The organism is Actinomadura sp. WAC 06369 (genome assembly GCF_003947565.1).
In the GTDB taxonomy this organism is placed as follows: Bacteria; Actinomycetota; Actinomycetes; order Streptosporangiales; family Streptosporangiaceae; genus Spirillospora; species Spirillospora rifamycini.
Genome location: NZ_QHJN01000052.1, coordinates 1 through 20255, shown reverse-complemented (window position 1 = coordinate 20255; position 20255 = coordinate 1). Strand labels below are relative to the sequence as shown.

The 20255-nt window shown below is 75.3% G+C and carries 21 protein-coding genes and 1 pseudogene; 9 read left to right on the top strand and 13 right to left on the bottom strand.

Annotated elements, in window-relative coordinates:
- Positions 1-199 precede the first annotated feature (199 nt).
- Positions 200-862 (bottom strand): response regulator, encoded by a 663-nt coding sequence (locus DMH08_RS16370; protein WP_125615378.1) that lies wholly within the window; start codon positions 860-862, stop codon positions 200-202.
- Positions 859-1968, bottom strand: a complete 1110-nt coding sequence (locus DMH08_RS16365) for a sensor histidine kinase (RefSeq protein ID WP_026403707.1) — start codon at positions 1966-1968, stop codon at positions 859-861. The genes DMH08_RS16370 and DMH08_RS16365 overlap by 4 nt, the downstream gene beginning before the upstream one ends.
- Before the next feature lie 215 nt (positions 1969-2183).
- On the opposite strand from DMH08_RS16365, the gene DMH08_RS16360 reads away from it, so the two are divergent.
- Both DMH08_RS16360 and DMH08_RS16355 read left to right on the top strand, forming a co-directional pair.
- On the top strand, positions 2184-2567 hold the full coding sequence (locus DMH08_RS16360; protein ID WP_125615375.1) for a DUF6223 family protein: 384 nt from the start codon (positions 2184-2186) through the stop codon (positions 2565-2567).
- Positions 2568-2714: 147 nt separating this feature from the next.
- Positions 2715-4190, top strand: coding sequence for an MFS transporter (locus DMH08_RS16355; RefSeq protein ID WP_125615372.1), 1476 nt, complete (start codon positions 2715-2717; stop codon positions 4188-4190).
- Positions 4191-4240: 50 nt separating this feature from the next.
- Here DMH08_RS16355 and DMH08_RS16350 read toward each other — a convergent pair whose 3' ends face one another.
- Both DMH08_RS16350 and DMH08_RS41645 read right to left on the bottom strand, forming a co-directional pair.
- Positions 4241-4891, bottom strand: a complete 651-nt coding sequence (locus DMH08_RS16350; RefSeq protein WP_233617636.1) for a biliverdin-producing heme oxygenase — start codon at positions 4889-4891, stop codon at positions 4241-4243.
- Positions 4877-5149 (bottom strand): annotated as a pseudogene (locus DMH08_RS41645) (DUF2470 domain-containing protein); the annotation flags it as partial. The pseudogene DMH08_RS41645 and the gene DMH08_RS16350, both read right to left, overlap by 15 nt.
- Before the next feature lie 448 nt (positions 5150-5597).
- Between DMH08_RS41645 and DMH08_RS16345 the strand changes: the two are divergent.
- The gene (locus DMH08_RS16345) at positions 5598-5801 is read left to right on the top strand and encodes a cold-shock protein (protein WP_026403702.1); all 204 of its coding nucleotides are present in this window, start codon (positions 5598-5600) and stop codon (positions 5799-5801) included.
- Positions 5802-5980: 179 nt separating this feature from the next.
- On the opposite strand, the gene DMH08_RS16340 is transcribed toward DMH08_RS16345, so the two are convergent.
- Positions 5981-7348: an MFS transporter gene (locus tag DMH08_RS16340; protein WP_125615367.1), complete on the bottom strand. Its 1368-nt coding sequence runs from the start codon at positions 7346-7348 to the stop codon at positions 5981-5983.
- A 99-nt stretch (positions 7349-7447) separates the two neighbouring features.
- Between DMH08_RS16340 and DMH08_RS16335 the strand changes: the two genes are divergently transcribed.
- Complete coding sequence (locus DMH08_RS16335) at positions 7448-8065, top strand: TetR/AcrR family transcriptional regulator (RefSeq protein WP_026403701.1); 618 nt, start codon at positions 7448-7450, stop codon at positions 8063-8065.
- Positions 8066-8071: 6 nt separating this feature from the next.
- On the opposite strand, the gene map is transcribed toward DMH08_RS16335, so the two are convergent.
- Positions 8072-8848: a type I methionyl aminopeptidase gene (gene map / locus DMH08_RS16330; RefSeq protein ID WP_125615364.1), complete on the bottom strand. Its 777-nt coding sequence runs from the start codon at positions 8846-8848 to the stop codon at positions 8072-8074.
- 67 nt (positions 8849-8915) lie between these two features.
- Here map and DMH08_RS16325 point away from each other — a divergent pair, with 67 nt between their 5' ends.
- Positions 8916-9218, top strand: coding sequence for a helix-turn-helix transcriptional regulator (locus DMH08_RS16325; protein WP_125615361.1), 303 nt, complete (start codon positions 8916-8918; stop codon positions 9216-9218).
- Between the two features lie 15 nt (positions 9219-9233).
- On the opposite strand, the gene DMH08_RS16320 is transcribed toward DMH08_RS16325, so the two are convergent.
- Genes DMH08_RS16320 through DMH08_RS16305 form a run of 4 tightly spaced genes read right to left on the bottom strand, consistent with a single transcriptional unit; the run spans position 9234 to position 12615 of the window.
- A complete protein-coding gene (locus DMH08_RS16320; RefSeq protein WP_026403698.1) occupies positions 9234-9812 on the bottom strand; it encodes a hypothetical protein in 579 nt (192 codons plus the stop codon).
- Between the two features lie 51 nt (positions 9813-9863).
- Positions 9864-11357: a hypothetical protein gene (locus DMH08_RS16315; RefSeq protein WP_125615358.1), complete on the bottom strand. Its 1494-nt coding sequence runs from the start codon at positions 11355-11357 to the stop codon at positions 9864-9866.
- Positions 11358-11402: 45 nt separating this feature from the next.
- Positions 11403-12152: a tRNA(His) guanylyltransferase Thg1 family protein gene (locus tag DMH08_RS16310; protein WP_125615356.1), complete on the bottom strand. Its 750-nt coding sequence runs from the start codon at positions 12150-12152 to the stop codon at positions 11403-11405.
- Positions 12133-12615 (bottom strand): ATP-binding protein, encoded by a 483-nt coding sequence (locus DMH08_RS16305; RefSeq protein ID WP_125615353.1) that lies wholly within the window; start codon positions 12613-12615, stop codon positions 12133-12135. Before DMH08_RS16305 ends, DMH08_RS16310 begins: the two co-directional genes overlap by 20 nt.
- 51 nt (positions 12616-12666) lie before the next feature.
- Here DMH08_RS16305 and DMH08_RS16300 point away from each other — a divergent pair, with 51 nt between their 5' ends.
- Both DMH08_RS16300 and DMH08_RS16295 read left to right on the top strand, forming a co-directional pair.
- Positions 12667-13179 carry a GNAT family N-acetyltransferase gene (locus DMH08_RS16300; protein ID WP_125615350.1) on the top strand — a complete coding sequence of 171 codons (513 nt, stop codon included), beginning with the start codon at positions 12667-12669 and terminating at the stop codon, positions 13177-13179.
- Between the two features lie 69 nt (positions 13180-13248).
- The gene (locus tag DMH08_RS16295) at positions 13249-15009 is read left to right on the top strand and encodes a BCCT family transporter (protein ID WP_125615347.1); all 1761 of its coding nucleotides are present in this window, start codon (positions 13249-13251) and stop codon (positions 15007-15009) included.
- 3 nt (positions 15010-15012) lie between these two features.
- Here DMH08_RS16295 and DMH08_RS16290 read toward each other — a convergent pair whose 3' ends face one another.
- Positions 15013-15966, bottom strand: a complete 954-nt coding sequence (locus tag DMH08_RS16290) for a helix-turn-helix transcriptional regulator (RefSeq protein WP_125615344.1) — start codon at positions 15964-15966, stop codon at positions 15013-15015.
- A gap of 63 nt (positions 15967-16029) precedes the next feature.
- Here DMH08_RS16290 and DMH08_RS16285 point away from each other — a divergent pair, with 63 nt between their 5' ends.
- Positions 16030-17253, top strand: a complete 1224-nt coding sequence (locus DMH08_RS16285) for an epoxide hydrolase family protein (protein WP_125615341.1) — start codon at positions 16030-16032, stop codon at positions 17251-17253.
- 82 nt (positions 17254-17335) lie between these two features.
- Here the strand turns inward: DMH08_RS16285 and DMH08_RS16280 are convergent, their stop codons facing one another.
- Positions 17336-18160 carry an oxygenase MpaB family protein gene (locus DMH08_RS16280; RefSeq protein WP_026403693.1) on the bottom strand — a complete coding sequence of 275 codons (825 nt, stop codon included), beginning with the start codon at positions 18158-18160 and terminating at the stop codon, positions 17336-17338.
- 135 nt (positions 18161-18295) lie between these two features.
- Positions 18296-19060 (bottom strand): isocitrate lyase/PEP mutase family protein, encoded by a 765-nt coding sequence (locus tag DMH08_RS16275; protein ID WP_125615338.1) that lies wholly within the window; start codon positions 19058-19060, stop codon positions 18296-18298.
- A 117-nt stretch (positions 19061-19177) separates the two neighbouring features.
- Here DMH08_RS16275 and DMH08_RS16270 point away from each other — a divergent pair, with 117 nt between their 5' ends.
- Positions 19178-20206, top strand: coding sequence for an alpha/beta hydrolase (locus DMH08_RS16270; RefSeq protein WP_026403692.1), 1029 nt, complete (start codon positions 19178-19180; stop codon positions 20204-20206).
- Positions 20207-20255: the final 49 nt, after the last annotated feature.

Genomic DNA, 20255 nt, shown 5'->3' with positions numbered 1-20255 from the left:
GCCGCGCACGAACGGGAACGTCCTCGGCGCTCACTTCTGCGAACCGTCCGAACGTCATCCGATATTCGCCTGCATTTCGCGGTCGCGTCGCCGGAATTCTGCCCGGCCTTAACCGTGCATTCGCCCGCTCGTCGCCGAACCGTAAATTGCTCGACCGCCCCGCCCCGGCGCTTTTCCCGAAGGCGCGGACGGACGGGCGTCAGCGGTCGCGCGGGGTCACCAGTCCCGACTCGTAGGCGAGGATGACGAGCTGCGCGCGGTCGCGCGCGTGCAGCTTGCTCATGGCCCGGTTGACGTGCGTCTTGGCGGTCATCGGACTGATCACCATGCGTTCGGCGATCTGGTCGTTCGACAGGCCGCGCGCGACCAGGGCGACGGCCTCGCGCTCGCGCGCCGTCAGCCCGTCCAGGCCCGCGCCGGTGCCGCCGTCGAGCGGGTGGGCGACGTACCGGTCGATGAGCTTGCGGGTGATCGACGGGGCGAGCAGCGCGTCGCCGCGCGCGGCGACCCGCACGGCGTGCAGCAGGTCCTCCGGCACGATGTCCTTGACGAGGAACCCGGCGGCCCCGGCGCGCAGCGCGTCGAAGACGTACTCGTCCATGCCGTAGTTGGTCAGGATGACGACGTGCACCCCCGCGAGGGACGCGTCCGCGGCGATGCGCCGGGTCGCCTCGATGCCGTCGACCACCGGCATCCGGACGTCGATGAGCGCGACGTCCGGCCGGTGCTCCCGGGCCAGCGCGAGCCCCTCGGCGCCGTCGCCGCCCTCGGCCACCACGGCGATGTCGTCCTCCAGGTCGAGGAGCGCGCGGAACCCGCTGCGGATCAGCGGCTGGTCGTCGACCAGCAGGACGCGGATCACGACGGGTCCACCGGCAGTTCGGCGTGCACGACGAATCCTCCCTCGCCCCGCGGTCCCGCGCTCAGCCGGCCGCCGAGGGCGGCGACCCGCTCCCGCATGCCCAGCAGCCCGATGCCGGGCGCCGCGACCGTGCCCGGCGCCGCGGTGCCGTCGTCGGCGACGCGCACCGCGAGGCCGTCCGGGCGGCAGTCGATCCGGACGGACGCCGCGGCGGCGCCCGCGTGCCGGGCGACGTTGGTGAGCGACTCCTGGACGATCCGGTAGACGGTGCGCTCCACCGCGGCGGGCACGTCGCGGCGCCGCCCCTCGATCGTCAGCGTCGCGTCCAGGCCGATGGCGCGGGCCCGCTCCACCAGGTCGGGGACGTGGTCGAGCCCGCGCGGCGGGGCGGTGTCGTCGTCGCGCAGCGCCTCCAGCGTCGCGCGCAGCTCCCGGGTGGCCTCGCGGGCGGCCTCCTGGATCGCCAGCAGGGCCTCCGGCACGTGCTCGCCGCGCTTGCGGGCCACATGCACGGCGACCTCGGCCTGCACCTTGACGATCGAGATCTGGTGGGTGAGCGAGTCGTGCAGCTCGCGGGCGATGTGCAGCCGCTCGTCGGCGGCGCGGTGCCGCGCGACCTCCTCGCGGGTGCGTTCCGCCTCGTCGGCGCGCCGCTCGGCCTGCCGCAGCGCCTCCCCCGCGGCGGCCGCGGCGATCAGCCAGGCCAGCTCCAGCGCGCCGCGCGCCCGCGCGAGCACCTCCGCCGCGTCGGGCGGGCCGGAGGCCAGGGCCGCGAGGGGGAGCGCCGCCATCATCGCGAGGCTCGCCGCCGCCGTGGCGGCGCGGTGCCCGGCCCGGACGGCCGCGTACACCGCGACGAGGAACGCGACGGCGGGCACGTCGAAACCGGCCGCCTGGTACCCCGCCGAGCACAGCCCGGTGAGGGCCAGCACCGGCACCGGGTGGCGCCGCCGCGCCGCGAGCAGCGCGCCGGCGGCGACCAGCAGCGCGCCGCCGAGCGCGTCGAGGCCCGTGCCGGGCCGCTCCGCCAGTCCGGTCACCAGCAGGATCGCGGCCGTGCCCGCGGCGATCGCCCCGTCGGTGACCCCGATCCGCCTCCCGCTCATGCGCGAACACTAACCGGCCGCCCCGCGCGGGCGACTCCTGCGCCGGGACGATCGTCCGGCTACCGCGCCCGCGGTACCCGCGCGGCTTCCGCGCCCTGCGCGGTAGCCGGATGCGGCACGGACGGCAGCCCGGATTGTCCGCGCTCGCCGGACGACGGGCGCACGTCCCGGCGGGGACGATCGGCACACGTCCATGCAAGGGAGAGGAAGCAGCCATGTCGCTCCTGACCGTTCTCACCGCGTCGCCGCTCGCGCACGTCCTGGCGCAGCCCGCCGCCGCCGACGCCTACACCCTGTCCGCCGGGCGGCTCGCGTCCAGCGTCGCGGGGCTCGTCGGGCTCGCCGGCGCGGTGCTCGGCGGGCTCGCCCTCGCCCGCGCGGTCCGCCGCCCCGGGACCGGGAACCCGCGGCGCGGCGCCCTCGCGGCGCTCGTCGCGGGCCCGTCCTGCATGGCCGCCGGCGCGGTGGTCGCCGCGACCGCCGACGGCGGCGTCGGCACCGGCAACGGCCTCGGCGGCGCCTACGTGGCGCTGCTCGTCGGCCTGGCGGCGACGGCCCTCGGCGGGCTGGCGCTCGCCCGGATCCGCCGCGCCGGTTGACCCGCCCGCCCGCGCGTCCGGTCCCGGCGGCGGGGTGGCGCAGGTCACAGAGGGGGCCCGTCACAGGGCGCGGGGCGGCGGCGTCTCGTGTGCGTCGGAGCGCCGCCGGCGGGGGCGGCGCACGGGACCACGAGCGAGGACGAGGTCATGGCAACCACGAAGGCGCAGGCACCGGCGGGCGACACGCGCCGCTGGGCCGCGCTGTTCTGCATCGGACTGGCCCAACTCATGATCGTGCTGGACGCCACGGTCGTGAACATCGCGCTGCCGTCCATCCAGCGGGACCTGGAGGTCTCCGACGGGGACCGGCAGTGGATCGTCACCGGGTACACCCTCGCGTTCGGCGGGCTGCTGCTGCTCGGCGGCCGGATCGCCGACCACGTCGGCCGGCGGCGGACCTTCCTGGTCGCGCTGGTCGGGTTCGCGGGCGCGTCGATGCTGGGCGGCGCGGCGTCCGGGTTCGAGACGCTGCTGGTCGCGCGCGTCCTGCAAGGCACGTTCGGGGCGCTGCTCGGGCCGTCCGCGCTGTCGCTGCTGACGGTGACGTTCACCCGGCCGGACGAGCGCGCCAAGGCGTTCGGCATATGGGGCGCGATCTCCGCGGCGGGCGGCGCGGTGGGGCTGCTGGCCGGCGGGGCGCTGACCCAGTACCTGGACTGGCGCTGGTGCATGTACATCAACGTCCCGCTCGCGCTGGTCGCGGCGGTCGGCGGGATCGGGGTCCTGGCGGAGTCGCGGCGCGCGGGCGGGGCCCGGTTCGACGTGCCGGGCGTCCTGCTGGTCACCGGCGGGCTCGTCGCGATCGTGTACGCGGCGGGGCGCGCCGAGTCCAGCGGGTGGGGTTCGCCGACGGTCACCGGCCTGCTGGCGGGCGGGGCGCTGCTGCTGGCGGTGTTCGCGCTGGTGGAGCGGCGGGTCCCGCACCCGCTGCTGCCGCCGCGCCTCGTCGCCGACCGCACGCGGGGCGCCGCCTACCTGGCCGTCGGCCTGAGCGTGATCGGGATGTTCGCGGCGTTCCTGTTCCTGACCTACTACATGCAGGGCGTCATGGGGTACTCGCCGGTCCGGACGGGCGTCGCGTTCCTGCCGATGGTGACGGCGGTGCTGGTGTCGGCCGGCGGGCTCACCACCCGGCTGCTGCCGCGGGTCCCGCCGCGGGCGCTGGTCGTGCCGGGTATGCTCATCGGCTCCTGCGGCATGCTGTGGATGCTCAGGCTGGAGGTCGGCGGCGGCTACGCGGGCGGGGTGCTGGTGTCGCTGCTGCTGTTCGGGTTCGGGGCGGGGATGATCCTGCCGACGGCCCTCAACTACGCCACCCGCGGCGTGCACCCGGACGACACGGGCGTGGCGTCGGCCGGGGTCAACACCGCGCAGCAGATCGGCGCGTCGATCGGCACGGCGGTGCTCAACACCATCGCGACCGGCGCGACCGCCGATCACCTGGCCGAGCACGGCCCGGCCGCCGCCGGGCAGGCCGTGGTCGAGGGCTTCCAGGTGGCGGGCGCGTGGGCCGCCGGGATCATGCTGGCCGGGGCGCTGGCCGTCGGCCTGCTGATGAACGCGCCGCGCCCCCGGCGGGAGGACGACCCCGAGGACGCGCCCGCGGTCGCGGTGCACGCCTGAACGGGGGACGGGCGGAGGCCCGGGCGCCCGAAGCGGGCGCCCGGTCCCGGTCACCCCAGGGTCGCGTCGAGCGCGGCGGCCAGGTCGGCGTTCAGCCGGTACGCGGTGCGGACCTCGCCGATGACGCGGTCCTGCTCGGCGGGGCTCCACGGCGCGGCGTCCAGGAGGGCGCGGTAGCGGTCCTTCAGCACCTTCGGTTTCTCGTCGAAGTGGTAGAACCGGACGCCGTCGCGGTCGAGGCCGTAGGCGCGGGCGACGCGGGCGCCGATGGCCTGGCCGCCGGACAGGTCGCCGAGGTAGCGGGTGTAGTGGTGCGCGACGAAACCGCCCGGCCAGCCGAAGCAGACCTCGCGGAGCCGCGCGCAGTAGGCGGCGGTGGCGTCGCCGGGCTCGATCCGGGACGCCCAGTCCGGGCCGTGGAAGTGGACGAGGTCGGCTTCGAGCCCGGGGAGGCGGCGGAGCCCCGCGAGGTCGAACCGCGCCGCGACCGGGTCGTCCCGCAGGTGGTCGGCGGCCCGCTCCAGGACGTCGTAGACGAAGTGGAGCTGCCCGATGAGGGCGCCGTACTGGTCGGGGGTGAGGCGGCCGTCGAGGAGCGCCGTCATGTAGGGGGTGCTCTCGGTGTCGCCGTGGTCGGCGCGGGTCGCGGTGCGCAGCCGGACCGAGAACGGCTCGGCGGTGCGGCGCGCCTCCTGGTACATCCGGACGACCTCCGCGCGGACCTCGGCGCGCTCGGTGAGCCGGCGGCTCCACGGGATCCGGACGGCGACGTCGCGCCCGCCCGCCCGGACGGCGAAGTCGGCGCCGTCCGCGTCGAGCCCGGTCATCGCGGCGGACTCGGCGTCGGGCTCGCCGCCGAGCGTCCGGACGATCAGCACCGAGTCGGCGGCGTGGTCGTCGTTCATGTGGCGGGCGATGGCGGCGACGACGTCCGGGGTGAACGGGTCGGTGGTGGTCATGGCGTCTCCTCGGAGGGGGCGGCCGGGCGGGCCGCACGCGGCGACTCGACGGCTTTCGGTGGCGAGGGGCAGGTCGCGGCCGGAAAGAACGCGGTGGAGGCGTCGCGGGCGAAGGCACGGTCGCCGAGCCCGGGGCTGACCACGGTCTCAGCGAACAATTCGTACATACTGCCCGCCAGGATACGTAGGGCGCCGCGCACGGCGGCCTCGCGGCGGCATCGGCTCCGCGGATCTCCGCCGCCGCGCCGGGTGACACGCGTGTTGACCCACCACTCGGGAGGCGTGTGGTAGCATCGGTCGAAGTTGCGGTTCCCATAGACTCTTGCATGCGCCTGAGGGTTTCCACCTCGGGCGCATTTTTTGTTGATCTGGATTCTCCGGATGGGTTCGACGCGGCGACCCGAGCCCGCAAGGTGCGGGCCGGGAGAGAACCATGAAGGAGACGATCATGGCTACCGGTACCGTGAAGTGGTTCAACGCCGAAAAGGGCTTCGGCTTCATCGCGCAGGACGACGGCGGCGCCGACGTGTTCGCGCACTACAGCAACATCGCGGCGCAGGGCTTCCGCGAGCTGCAGGAGGGCCAGAAGGTGACCTTCGACGTCACCCAGGGCCAGAAGGGCCTGCAGGCCGAGAACATCACCATCGGCTGACGCACGACCTCGCGACGGGCCCCGGGTACCCACCCGGGGCCCGTCCGCGTTTCCGGCCCCGGAAGCACCCCGGCGCCGATCAATGAGTGATGCCGTGGGCGGCACCTCGCTACGTATCGGCGTCCCCGCCGACGACGGCCCGGAAGGATGCGTCGCACTCCGGCCTCCCGGTCCTTCCGTCACCGCGAGACCCGGCGGTGACGGAAGGACCGGGAGGCCGGGGTGTCGCGGCGGGCGGGGAGGGCGAGCGACGCGACCGCGACGACCGCGAGCACCGCGGCCATGGCCAGGAACGCCGCGCCGTACGTGGTGGTCGCGGCGGCGAGCGCGGCGAGGCCGACCGCGCCGCCGACCTGCTTGGCGGTGTTCATCAGCCCGGACGCGGCGCCCGCGTCGCCCCCGGCGGCGCCCGCCGTGACCGTCGCGGTCAGCGGCGTGTTCAGCAGCCCGCCGCCGACGGAGACGAGGACGGCCGGGCCGAGCACGCCGCGGACGTACGAGGGGTCGCCGCCCGCCGCGGCGGCCTGCCAGAGGAAGCCCGCGGCGGCGGCCGCGGCACCGGCGGCGACGAGCACCCGGTCGTCCAGGCGCCGCATCAGCCGCGGCGTCACGCGCAGCCCCACGAGCATCGTCAGCAGGGTGTGCGGGAGGAAGCCGAGCCCGGTCTCCAGCGCGGAGAAGCCGAGGACGTCCTGCATGTAGAGGGTGAGGAAGTACCACATCGGCACCGCGAAGCAGGCCCCGGCGAGCAGCATCAGGACGTTGCCGAGCCCGATCGCGCGGGACCGGAGCAGGCGCGGCGGGACGAGCGGGTCGGCGGCGCGCGCCTCGACGCGGGCGAGCACCGCCAGCAGGACGGCCGCGGCGGCGAGCGCCCCGGCCGTGCGGGCGTCCGTCCAGCCCCGGGTCTCGGCTTGCATGATGCCGAACGCGAGGAGCGTCAGCCCGGCCGTCGCGACGGCCGCGCCCGGGACGTCGAGGCGGCGGGCGCGGGCGCGGCGCCCGTCCGGGACGCGCCGGGCCAGGACGGCGGCGGCGAGCCCGACCGGCACGTTGACCAGCAGGATCCACCGCCACGACAGCGCCTCGGTGAGCAGCCCGCCGACGAGGTTGCCCGACGCCCCGCCGACCAGGCCGACGGCCGTCCAGACGGCGAGGGCGCGGGTCCGGCGGGGCCCCTCGGGGATCGTCGTGGTGATGGCCGTCAGGGTGGCGGGGGCGAGCACGGCGGCGCCGATCCCCTGCGCGGCGCGGGCGGCGACCAGCAGGCCGGGCGTCGCGGCGAGGCCGCCGACGAGGCTGGGCAGGCAGAACAGCAGGAGGCCGAGCAGGAGGACCCGCCCGGCTCCCGCGAGGTCGGCGAGCCGCCCGCCGAGCAGGAGGAACCCGGCGAACGCGAGGGTGTAGGCGCCCGCGACCCACGGCAGGCCGGCGTCGGTGAAGCCGAGGTCGTCCTGCACGGCGGGCAGCGCGACGTTCACCACCGAGACGTCCAGGACCACCATGAACTGCGCCGCGCACGCGAGCGCGAGGACGGTCCGCGCCATCGGCACCCCCGGATCGATGTGATCGCATCGCTTTGCCTCGCAGGCTAGGCGGCTACACTGGGAGCGGTCAATCCGATGCGATCACATTGGAAAGAGTGCATGGAGCGGCGGACGCGCGGGCCCGGGGCCCGGCACGAGGAGCGGCGGAACGAGATCGCGGACGCGGTCCTCGCGATCGTCGCCGAGCGGGGCCTGGCGGCGGTCTCGCTGACCGAGGTCGCGGCGCGCGCGGGCGTCTCGCCCGGACGCGTCCAGCACTACTTCCCCGCCAAGCAGCGGCTGATCGAGGCGGCGTTCGACCGCGGCAACGCGCTGAGCGCCGCCCGCATCCGCGCGAAGGTCGGCCGGGAACTCGCCGACGCCGCGCCCCGGGACGTCCTCACGGTCGTCCTCACCGAACTGATCGCCCACGACGCCGAGACCCGCGCGCACCTGCGCGTCCGCCAGTCGTTCACCGCGCTGGCCCTCGCCGACGAGGCCATCGCCGCCCGGATGCGCGACGAGTACGCCCGGTTCCACGGGCGGGTCGCCGACCTGCTGCGCCGCGACCCGGCCGCCCTGCCCGCCGGGACCGACCCCGACGCCGCCGCCGTCGGCCTGGTCGCGCACGCCGAGGGCCTCGCGTACTACGTCCTGATCGGCATCACCGCCCCGGACGCGGCGCGCGCCGGCGTCGAACGCTCCATCGCCGCCCTGTACGCGGCCCCCGCGGGCTGACCGCCGTCAGCGCCGCGTCGGCACGGTGAGGATCTCGGCGCCGTCCTCGGTGATGGCGATCGTGTGCTCGCTGTGCGCCGTCCGGCAGCCCGTCGCGCTCCGCAGCGTCCAGCCGTCGGCGTCGGTGACGAGCTCGGCGGTGTCCGCCATGATCCACGGCTCCAGGGCCAGCAGCAGGCCGGGGCGCAGCTTGTAGCCGCGGCCGGGCCGCCCCTGGTTCGGGACGTGCGGGTCCTGGTGCATGGTCGAGCCGACGCCGTGCCCGCCGAACTCGGTGCAGATCGGGTAGCCCGCCTCGGTGAGGACCGAGCCGATGGCGTGGGAGATGTCGCCGATGCGGGCGCCCGGCCCGGCCGCGGCGATCCCCGCGCTCAGCGCGCGTTCCGTCGCGCCGATCATCGCGGTGCTCTCCGCGGACCGCGCGCCGCCCACGATGAAGCTGACGGCGGAGTCCGCGACGACGCCGTCCAGGGACACCGCCAGGTCGAGCGACAGCAGGTCGCCGTCGGCGAGCTCGTAGTCGTGCGGCTTCCCGTGCAGCACGGCGTCGTTCACCGACGTGCAGATGTAGTGGCCGAACGGCCCGCGCCCGAAGGACGGCTCGTAGTCGACGTAGCAGGACTCCGCCCCGGCCTCGACGATCATTTCCCGGGTCCACCGGTCGATGTCCAGGAGGTTCGTGCCGACCTCGCTGCGGCTCCGCATCGCCTGCAGGATGTCGGCGACGAGCGCGCCCGCGGCCCGCGCGCGCGGCAGTTCGGTGGGGGTCAGGATCTCGATCATCCGGCGCCTTCCTCGGCGTTGCCAATAACTATCCCGGCCATACTATCCCGGTACTAGAATCGGCGGCATGGTCAGGTTGCCGCTCACTTCCGAAGAGATCGAACGCGGGCAGCGCCTCGGCGCCCTCCTGCGGCGCGCCCGGGGGGAGAGGTCGATGCTCCGCACCGCGCTGGACGCGGGCGTCTCGCCGGAGACCCTCCGGAAGATCGAGTCCGGCCGCGTGGCCACCCCCGCCTTCCCGACCATCGCCGCCATCGCCGCCGTCCTCGGCCTCTCCCTCGACGCGGTGTGGGCGGAGATCAACCGCTCCGACGGCGACGCCGGACTCGCGGGCTCGGGCCCCGGCCCGGGCGCGCGGCTGGCCTCGTAAGCCGCCGGCCCGTCCTCACCCGCGGGCGCCCGCGTCCCGCAGGGCCGCGTCGAGCCACCGCAGCAGCGCGATGTCGGGCCCGCAGCGGCGGTTCCGCTCCCGCCGCCGCGCCGCCCGGTAGACGCACGCGCCGCCCGGGACGCCGATCACGTCGAGGTCCACGAGCCCGCCGCCCCGGACGACCTCGTACTCCCCGTCCCCGCCGGACGCCCGCCGCCGGACGGTCGCGGCGCCGTCCCGGGCGAGCGCGTCCCGCAGGCCCGGCGGCCCTTGCAGCAGGACGCCCTGCAGGGGCGGGACGACGGGCCCCGGCGCGTGCCCGGCGAGCCAGACCGCCCGCGACCCGCCGACCTCGCCGCGCCGCAGCCAGCCGGGCAGCGGGCCGTCGGACGCCACGACGGCGGCGGCGCCGCCGGGCAGCCCGGCGGCGAGGGCGCGAGCCTCCCCGGTGCTCATGAACCCGACGCGGAACAGGTGCGCGTCCTCGGTGTAGTTGTGCCGGGCCTCCGCGAACCCGTCCAGCCCGCCGGGAACGGCGCGGTCGCATTCCGCGACCCGCCCGACCACGTTCGCGAACTCGATGCCGAGCGCCACTCCGCCCCCTGAACGACTTGTCGTAGGTGTCCTCTACGCGGCGAGCCCGACTCATGGCCGCTCCCCGCCCGGCGGCACCTCCTGGTCGTCCACCCCGGCGGGTCGCGCGAGGCGGAGGTCCTCAAGTAGGCCGCCCGCCAGGACGGCGTCCACGAGCGCGGCCGCGGCCGCGCGCGGGTCGTCGCCCGCCCGGGCGAGGGCGTCGTTCCAGCGTTCGGCGGCGCCCTCGGCCAGGTCGCGGAACGCGTCCTCCGCCGGGGCGAGCGCGGCGACGACGGAGACCAGCGGGCGCGCCCACTCCCGCGGCTCCTGCGTCTCCGTGAAGGTCACCGCCCACCCGTCCCCGGCCGGGGCGCACGCCACCGCCAAAGTCTCCGTCCCGAGCACGTGGACGTTCGTGCGGACGATCGGCGCGCCGGACGTCCACCAGCCGTCCAGGTCCGCGTCGATCCGGCCGGTGGCCGTGTCGAGCGCCGCCCACGGGCCCGGCCGCCCGCCGCGCCACTCCGCGTGGACCGCGCCGGGACGGCCGGCCGTCCGGACCTCGAACGCGCCGGTCGTCGCGCCGTCGTCCGTCCGGAACTCGACGCGGACCCGGTCGTCGTCCCACGCGGCCACGGTCGCCTCGGCCGGGTGCCGGTGGACGGCGGCCAGCCGGTAGCGGGCGCCGCGCGCGAGGTGCTTCCCGTCGAGCCGGACGTCGTCCGTCGTGCCGCCGCCGCGCACCAGGCGGCCGCGCCGGAACTCGAGCCCCTCCACCGCCGCGCGCAGGCCCGCGACGAACTCCCCGGCCCACTCCCGGGGCACCGCCCGCGCCGTCACCGTGTGCCGCAGCGTGACGGGCGCGTCCAGGTCGCGTTGCGCGAGCCCCGGGACGGCCGCGTTCCACCGGTCCGCGAACCCGTCGACGGCCTCGGCGAACCCCGCGCCGATCCGCCGCCGGGCGACGAGCAGGCCCAGCGCGGCGAACGGGCGCAGGACGCCCCGGCCGCGCCCGCCCGCGGCGACGCGGGCGCGCCACTCCCCGCGCCGCGCCCCCTTCGGCTCGACCCGCGCGGTCGCGGCGCCGAACCGGTGCGCGACGCGGAGCGCGAGCTCCGGCGCCGCCGTCCCGTCCCCGAGCCGCGCCTCGCCCGTCCAGTCCGCGCGGCGCAGGGAGCGCAGCCGCCCCCGCGTCGCCCGGTACCCGCCGGTGAGCCGCACCGTCCGGATCCGGCGGGCGGTCAGGCCGACGTCCAGGGCCGCCGTCACCTCGTGCCCGTCCCACGCGAACGTCCCGTCCAGCCGGATCCGCCGCGCCCGGTCCCACGAGCGGACGGTGATCTCCGCGGCGCCGCCGTCCGGGAGCTCGACCGCGTACCGGGACCCGGCCGCGAGGTGCCTCCCCTGGACGAGCCGGGCCGCCGCGACCACGCCGCCGCCCGCGTGGAGGCCGTCGCCGCCGATCGCGAGCGCCTCCACCGCGTCCAGGACGGGCCCCGCGACCTCGTCCGGCAGCCCGTCGGGGAGTGCGGAGAGCCGGACATCACGCCGAACGAACACCATGGTCGATCATCCTGGAGCACCCGCGCCGGTCCCGCCAGGGCCGCGTCACCGCGACAGCAGGTCCCGGACGAACGCGCGGTACTCGTCCCGCATCGGCAGTTCGCGCTCGACGCGCACCCGCCGCCGCGTCGCCGTGACCGCGACGTCCGCGACCGGGTCGCGCCCGGCCTTCTCGAACGTCTCCCACCACAGCCCGACCCCGCGGCGCTGCCAGGCGGGGACGTCGTTGAAGTTGATCCCGCGCGCGAACAGCAACTCGTTCTTGTCGGACACCGACGCGCGGAACAGCTCCCGCGACGCCTGCCGCGGGCTGCGCCCCTCCTTCCGCAGCGTCCAGTAGGACCAGCCGTTCAGCGCGCACCGCGCCGCGTCCGCCTGCCGCCACGAGAGGTAGTCGACGACGTCGTCCGGGCCCGTCCCCGTCCAGACGCGGGAGTCGAACACGGCGTACTCCCCGGCGGCCTGCGTGAACGCGGCCGACGCGATGCCCGCCGACAGCGACACCAGCTTCTCGACCCCGCGCCCGAACAGCTCGTACGCCGGGTCGAGGACCACGGAGATCTCGTCGCTCTCGGTGTAGGCGTACCGCCCGCCGAGCTCGGTGAGCAGCGCCTCCGCCGTCCCGGCCATCAGCGCGGAGAACCGCGCGTCGAACGGCTTGTCGAACCGCCCCTCGGTGTACTTCGAGAACGCCCGGCCGTCGACCCGGACGATCGCCCACGCGCCCGGGTGCAGCGTCAGCGCGTGGAACCGTTCCCGTGCCCGCATCCGCGCGTCAAGGTCGTCGAACTTCATCGGTCCCGCCTTCCAGCGGCGCGACGGCGAACCCGCCGCGCCCGTCCGGCCGCACCGTCCACAGCTCGTCGAACCCGTCCCCGGGCCCCGGGCGGCGCAGCCGCTTGAGCGTCGCATAGACGCCGACGTCCGGCACTCGGATTTCCGGCGGGCGCAGCGCGTTGCGGCGCATCGACAGGGCGACGTCCGGCGGGAACCAGTAGCCGACCGCCCGCGCCCCGAACCGGCGCGCGGCCCCGATCAGCGGCGCCCACTCGTCCGGCGACGGGTTCGTGTTGTCGACGGCGACGTCCCGCCCGGCCTCCAGCGCCGCCGCGACGAGCCGCATCTGCCGCGCCTGCTTCCGCCGCGCCCTGGGAAACAGGTCCTTGCTCACGTGGACGTGCGTCGCCGCGAGCCGCGCCCGGTAGAACGTCGTCTTCCCGGACGCCTGCAACCCGATCAGCACCGCGACCTCGACCACGCCCCCATCCTGCCGGTCCCGCCCGGGGCGGCGGTGCGGTATACGTGCGGCATGGAGGCGGGACGGGTCGCGGTTCGGCAGATGCGGCGGGCGGACGCCGCCCGGGTGCTGGAGATCTACCAGGCGGGGCTCGACACCGGGCAGGCGAGCTTCGAGGTGGCGGCGCCGTCGTGGGCGGAGTTCGACGCGGCGAAGCTGGAGGAGCCCCGGCTCGTCGCCGTGGACGCCGCGGGCGGCGCGGTGCTCGGCTGGGCGGCGGGCTCGCGGGTGTCCGCGCGGCCCGTGTACGCGGGGGTCGTCGAGCACAGCCTGTACGTGGCGCCGGACGCGGCCGGGCGCGGCGTCGGCACGGTGCTGCTGGACGCGTTCGTCGGCGCGGCCGAGCGGGCCGGGATCTGGACGCTCCAGGCGGGCGTCTTCCCCGAGAACGCCGCGAGCCTGCGGCTGCACCGCGGCGCGGGTTTCCGCACCGTGGGGATGCGGGAGCGGATCGGACGGCACCACGGGCGGTGGCGCGACGTGGTGCTGCTGGAGCGGCGCAGCGGCGCGGCCGGAACGGGCTGACCCGGCGGCCGGGAACGTTTTACCAACGCGTTCAAGTGAGAACGTAGATTCTCGGGAAAAGCCTGGGTCATGGGGATCACCGATCACGGGACCGATCGAGAGCCGGGCCACGGCGCGCCGCCGGGCTCCAGGGGGCGCCCGCGCACCGACTGGATCGTCTACGGGATCAGTGCGGTGCTGGCCCTCGCGCTGATCGTCTGGGGGTCGTTCTGGACCGACAACCTCAGCTCGGTCGCGCAGAGCACGCTCGACTGGCTGCTGACGAACGTCGGCTGGATGTTCGTGCTCGCGGCCACCGGATTCGTGGTGTTCTCCCTCTGGCTCGCGGTCAGCAAGTACGGCCGGATCCCGCTCGGCAAGGAGGGCGACGAACCGGAGTTCCGCACCGTCTCCTGGATCGCGATGATGTTCAGCGCGGGCATGGGGATCGGCCTGATGTTCTTCGGCATGGCCGAGCCGCTGGAGCACTTCGTCAACCCGCCGCCGCGCACCGACCCGCCGCAGAGCGAGGCGGCGGTCGAGACGTCGATGGCCACCACCCTGTTCCACTGGACGCTGCACCCGTGGTCGATCTACGCGGTGCTGGGGCTCGCGATCGGGTACGGGCACTACCGGCGGGGGCGCAGGCAGCTGATCAGCTCGGCGTTCGCGCCGCTGTTCCCGAGGGGGCGCGGCGAGGGGCCGGCGGGCAAGATCATCGACATCCTCGCGCTGTTCGCGACGCTGTTCGGCTCCGCGGCCTCGCTGGGCATCGGCGCGCTGCAGATCCGCACCGGCATGCAGGAGGCGGGCTGGATCGAGACGCTCGGCACGTCCGTGCTCGTGCTCATCATCGTCGTGCTGACGATCTGCTTCATCCTGTCGGCGGTGTCGGGCGTCGCCCGGGGCGTCCAGTGGCTGTCCAACATCAACATGGTGCTGGCCATCGTCCTGGCGCTGTTCATCTTCGTCGTCGGCCCGACCGTCTTCATGCTGCAGATGATCCCCACGTCCGTCGGCGTGTACATCCAGGACTTCGGGCAGATGGCGTCGCGGTCGGGCGCCACCGGCGGGGAGGAGATGGAGGACTTCCTCTCCAACTGGACGATCTTCTACTGGGCGTGGTGGATCTCGTGGGCGCCGTTCGTCGGGATGTTCCTGGCCCGCATCAGCCGCGGCCGGACGATCCGGCAGTTCGTCGCCGGGGTCATCGTCGTCCCGAGCGTGGTCAGCCTCCTCTGGTTCTCGGTGTTCGGCGGGGCCGCGATCCGCGACCAGCAGAACGGCAACGACCCGTACGGCGACGGCTCGCCGGAGGCGATCACGTTCAACGTGCTGGGCGACCTGCCGTGGTCCGGCATCACCGCCGTCGTGGTGATGATCCTGGTGGCGATCTTCTTCGTCTCCGGCGCGGACGTGTCGTCCATCGTCATGGGGACGCTGTCGCAGCGGGGCTCGGTGCACCCCGCCCGCTGGATCGTGATCTTCTGGGGCGCGGTGACCGGCGCCGTCGCGGCGATCATGCTGGTGATCGGCGGGGACGAGGCGCTGAACGGCATCCAGAACATCACGTTCATCGGGTCGCTGCCGTTCACGATCGTGCTGATCGTCCTGTGCGCCGCCCTCGCGAAGGACCTGCGGAACGACCCGATGATGCGGCGCCAGCGCAAGGGCGTCGAGGTGCTGGAGGACGCGGTCGTCACGGGCGTCCGGGAGCACCAGGGCGACTTCGAGCTGGCGCTCCGCCCGTCCGGCGACGGGGACGACACCGAGGGCGGCATCACCAAGAAGGCGTTCCCCGAGGAGGAGTACACCGCGGACCGGCCCGACCCGGACGTCCGCAAGTCCTGACGGTCAGCCGAGCGCGTCCAGGCAGCGGCGGGCCTGGACGCGCAGGGCGTCGGCGAGCTCCGGCGGGCCGTCGGCGAGGGTGAAGCCGACGCCCACCGAGGTGATCATCCACACGAGATCGGCGGGGGTGTCGGCGCCGACGTGCAGGCGGCAGCTGCGGTCGTCGACGGGTTCGACGGTGCCCATGCCGGGCCAGACGCGCTCGGCGGCGTCGGCCGCCGGGACGTGCAGGACGACCGTCGCCCGCACCGGCCAGGCCCGGGACGACAGCGTGCGCTCCAGGTACGCGGCGGCGTCGCCGTCCGGCGGGGGCCGCGGGACGAACCGGGGCCCCGGCGGGGTGCGCGGGGTGAGCCGGTCGACGCGGAACGTGCGCCAGCCGTCGCGCCCCGGATCCCACGCGACGAGGTACCAGTGGCGGCCGAAGCTGACGAGGCGGTGCGGCTCGACGGTCCGGCGGGTCTCGCCGCCGCGCGGGCTGCGGTAGTCGATGCGGAGGCTCTCGTGACGGCGGCAGGCATCGGCGATCGCGACGAGGGCGCCGGGGTCGACGGCGGGGCCGGGCGCGGCGCCGGTCCGGACGGTCGCCGCGTTCAGCGCGCCGACCCGGTACCGCAGCCGCGCGGGCAGCACCCGTTCGAGCTTGGCGAGCGCCCGCAGCGCCGTCTCCTCGATCCCGGCGACCGTGCCGGCCGTGCGGAGCCCGACGGCGACGGCGACGGCCTCGTCGTCGTCGAGCAGCAGCGGCGGCAGGGACGAGCCCGCGCCGAGCCGGTACCCGGCGGTGCCGCGCGCCGCGTGCACCGGGTAGCCGAGGTCCCGCAGCCGGTCGACGTCCCGGCGGACGGTGCGGGGCGTCACGCCCAGGCGGCCGGCGAGTTCGGCGCCCGACCAGTCACGGTGGGTCTGGAGCAGCGACAGCAGTCTCAGCAGCCGCGCGGAGGAGGTCGTCGGCACGCCACCGAGTCTGCCGGACGGTTAGGACCGTTCCCGACCTAACCCGTTCCTAGCGTGCTCCGCATGACGACCGAACACGAGATCCGCCCCTTCGCCATCGACATCGACCGGGCGGCACTGGACGACCTCGCCGACCGGCTCGCGCGCACCCGCTGGCCGGACGAGCTTCCCGGCGTCGGCTGGAGCCGCGGCGTCCCCGCCGGGTACCTGCGGGAGCTGGCCGAGCACTGGCGGACCCGCTACGACTGGCGCGCCCACGAGGCGGCGCTCAACGCGCTGCCGAACTTCGAAACCGTCATGGACGGCCAGAGGGTGCACTTCCTGCACGTCCGGTCGCCCGAGCCGGACGCCGTCCCGCTGCTGCTCCTGCACGGCTGGCCGGGCGCGTTCACCGACTTCCTCGACGTCATCGGGCCGCTGTCGGACCCGCGGGCGCACGGCGGCGACCCGTCCGCCGCGTTCCACCTGGTGATCCCGTCGCTGCCGGGCTTCGGGTTCTCGACGCCGCTGGCCGGGCCGGGCATGGGCGCCGCGCGGATGGCCGCGGTGCTCGCGGAGCTGATGGACCGGCTCGGGTACGGACGGTACGGCGTCCACGGCTACGACACCGGCTCGTGGGTCGCGCCGGAGCTGGGCAAGGCGGCGCCCGACCGGGTGGTCGGCGTCCACGTCAACGCGATGATCACGTTCCCGGCGGGGGTCGAGGGCGAGATGGACGGGCTGTCGGACGCCGAGCGCGGCCGGTGGCGGCGGATGCAGGACTTCAACGACGGCTACCTGCGGTGCAACGCGAAGCGCCCGCAGACGGTCGCGTACGGCCTGCACGACTCGCCGTCCGGGCAGCTCGCGTGGATCGTGGAGAAGTTCAAGGAGCTGACCGAGCCCGAGGACAAGCTCCCCGAGGACGTGCTCGGCCTCGACCGCGTCCTGACCACCGTGTCGCTGTACTGGCTGACGGGCACGGCGGCGTCGGCGGCGCAGGTGTACTACGAGGAGATGACCGCCAACGCGTGGACGGGCGACGGCGCGGACGGCGACTGGGGCGCCGGTGCGGACGACGAGGGCGACGGGGGCGACGGGGCGTCCGGCGGCTGGGCGCCCGAGCGGGGGACGGTGCCGACCGGCGTGCTCGTCTCGGCCCACGACGTGACGGTCCGGCCGTGGGCGGAGCGCGACCACCGCGTCGTCCGCTGGACCGAGCTGGGGAAGGGCGGGCACTTCCTCGCGATGGAGGAGCCGGACGCGCTCGTCGACGACGTCCGCGCGTTCTTCGCGTCCCTGCGCTGACGCGCGCGTGAAGAAGAGGACCCGCGGCGTCCGGCGGGCGCGGATGCCGGACGCCGCGGGTCCTCGGCTCGGGGCGGGAGCGTCAGACGATCGCGAGGCCGCGCCGGATGCGGCGGCGCACGTCCCACAGGTAGACGTTGAACGGGAACTCGCGGGCGGGGCGCGGCAGGGCGCGGTTGATCCGGCCGAGGACGCGCATGAGGCGGTCGAAGCGGGCCTGGTCGCGGGCCGTCCAGCGGTAGCCGAGCTCGTCGCGGAACGGCTGCGGCAGGAACCCGACCGTCTGGAAGCGGTTGAAGGCGCCGAGCAGCTGCGGGAACGGCGCGGGCAGGAACTTCAGTTCCGCGAGGTCGCGCAGGTAGCCGCGGGTGAGGTCGTCCATCTCGATCTCGGCCACCGAGGCGTCCCAGTACTTCTGGAACGCCTCGCGGTCGGCGGGCCACATGTCCTCGGTCATCTGCAGGGTGGTGCCGAAGCGGGCGCCGTACCGGTAGAGGATCTCGCGCTGCTCGCCGGTCGGCTCCCCGTAGAGGATCCGGTAGATGTCCTCGGTGCCCATGTAGAGGCACGCGGCGACCCAGAGCTGGAGGTCCCGGTCGAAGGCGTTGTACTTGACGGGCTCCCGGGCGTTGACGTGCCGGTGGGAGCGGTTGACCTCGTCGCGCATCGCGGCCCGCTCCTTCTCGGAGCCGAGCATGGCCACGGAGATGTAGCTGAGGGTGGTGCGGGCGCGCTTGATCGGGTGCTTGTCGATCCGGCCGCTCTCGACCGTGCTGTTGGCGACACCGTGTCCCACGGGGAGGCGGGCGAGCTGCATGACGACGTTCGCGGCCGCGGCGGCGAGGGCCAGGCCGCTGATGGCGTCGGTGACGACCTTGGGCGGCGCCTGCTCCGGCGTCACGGTCATTCGGGGGGCCTCACTTCCCGGGGGGAACGAAAGTGCGTTGCGCGTACCACTGTGCCTCAGTAAGTGGTCACTTGCAAGCCCCGGGACGCCCGCGCGCCGCGGGCGTCCCGGCCGCCCCCGCCGTCCCCGCCGCCCCTAGGCCGGGTCCTCGCCCGCGCGGAGCCGCTCGGCGAACCCTTTCAGCGCCTCCATCGCGTGGTGGTGCGGGAACGGCCCGTACGAGACGCGGGCGGCGCCCGCCTCGGCCAGCTCGCGCAGCGCCGTCCCCGGGAACTGGTTCACGTTGACCGGCCCCGGCAGCCCCTCGGCCAGCGCCCGCACCGCGTCCGCCGGCGCCATGATCGGGTAGACGCAGTCCGCGCCCGCCGCCAGGTAGCGGCGGCCGCGGTCCAGGGCGCCGTCCAGCGGGTCCGGCGCCTGCCGGATGAACGTGTCGACCCGCGCGTTGACGACGAGCGCGTCCCCGGCCGCGTCCCGCACCCCGGCGAGGTACGCGGCCTGCTCGTCCGGGTCCGTCAGCGCCCCGCCGCGGCTGTCCTCCAGGTTGCAGCCCGCCGCGCCCATCGCCAGCAGCCGCTCCACCAGCTCCGCGGGCGGCAGCCCGTACCCGGCCTCGGCGTCCACCGTCACCGGCACCTCCGCGACCCGCACCACCCGTGCGGCCGCCGCGAGCATCTCGTCCACCGGCCCGCCCTCCCCGTCCGGGTGGCCGAGCATCGCGGCGACCGCCGCGCTGGCCGTGGCGAGCGCCGGGAACCCCGCCTCCTGGACGACGCGCGCGCTCGCGGCGTCCCACACGTTCGGCAGGACGAGCGGGTCGCCCGGCCGGTGCAGGTCGCGCAGCCGCGCCGCCCTGCCCTTCGCCTCGCCGTTCGCACTGCCGTTCGCCGTGTCGGCCATCAGGTCCTCCCCCTGGTCCGCGGGTGATCGTCCGAAGTAGGACGATGCGGCCCCGTGATCTGTGACATCCGGCGCGTACCCTCGGGAACGATCATCAGTCTGCACGAGGGAGTGCGCATGCTGCCGTGGTCGGCGGAACTCGCCGGACGCCTGGAAGAGCACGTCGTCAGCAGCGAGCTGCTGCGCGGCAACCCGCTGAAGGACCCGCACGAACGCCCCGTCCTGGTGTACCTCCCGCCCGGGTACGACGACGAGCCCGAACGCCGCTACCCGTCCGTCTACGTGATCACCGGGTTCACCGGGCACGTCGGGATCTGGCGGAACCGCACCCCGTACCGGCGGACGTTCCCCGAGGCGGCCGACGCGGTCTTCGCGGGCGGCGAGGCACCGCCCGCCATCGTCGTCTTCGTGGACGCCTGGACCGCGCACGGCGGCAGCCAGTTCATCGACTCCCCCGGCACCGGCCGCTACCACTCGTACATCTGCGACGAGATCGTCCCGTGGGTCGACGCGCGCTACCGGACGCTCGACGCGCCCGGGCACCGCGCCATCAGCGGCAAGTCGAGCGGCGGCTACGGCGCGATGGTCACCCCGATGCTGCGGCCCGACCTGTTCGGCGCCCTCGCCACCCACGCGGGCGACGCGCTGTTCGAGTACTGCTACCTCACCGAGTTCCCCAAGTGCGTCCGGCACCTGCGCAAGTACGGCGGCGACATCATGCGCTGGTGGGACGCCTTCAACTCCCGGGTCGCGTTCACCGAGCCCGAGGACATGGCGCTGCTCAACGTCCTCGGCATGGCGGTCTGCTACTCCGCCCGCGAGGACGGCACCCCCGAGCTGCCGTTCGACCCGGTCACCGGCGTGATCCGGCAGGACGTGTGGGAGCGGTGGCTCGCCTGGGACCCGGTGCGGATGGCCCCCGCCCACGCGGACGCGCTGCGCGCGCAGCGCGCCATCTGGATCGACGGCGGCACCCGCGACGAGTGGTACCTCGACGTCGGCGCCGAGGCGTTCCGGGCGGCCCTGCGGGACGCGGGCGTCGCCGACGACGCCGTCCGCTTCGAGCTGTTCGACGCCGCGCACGGCGGCATCGACTACCGCTACCCGATGGCCCTCGCCTGGCTCGCCCGGCGCATCGCCCCCTGACCCGCGCCCCGGCCCGCCGCGCCCCGGTCGGACGGGCGGGGGTCGGACG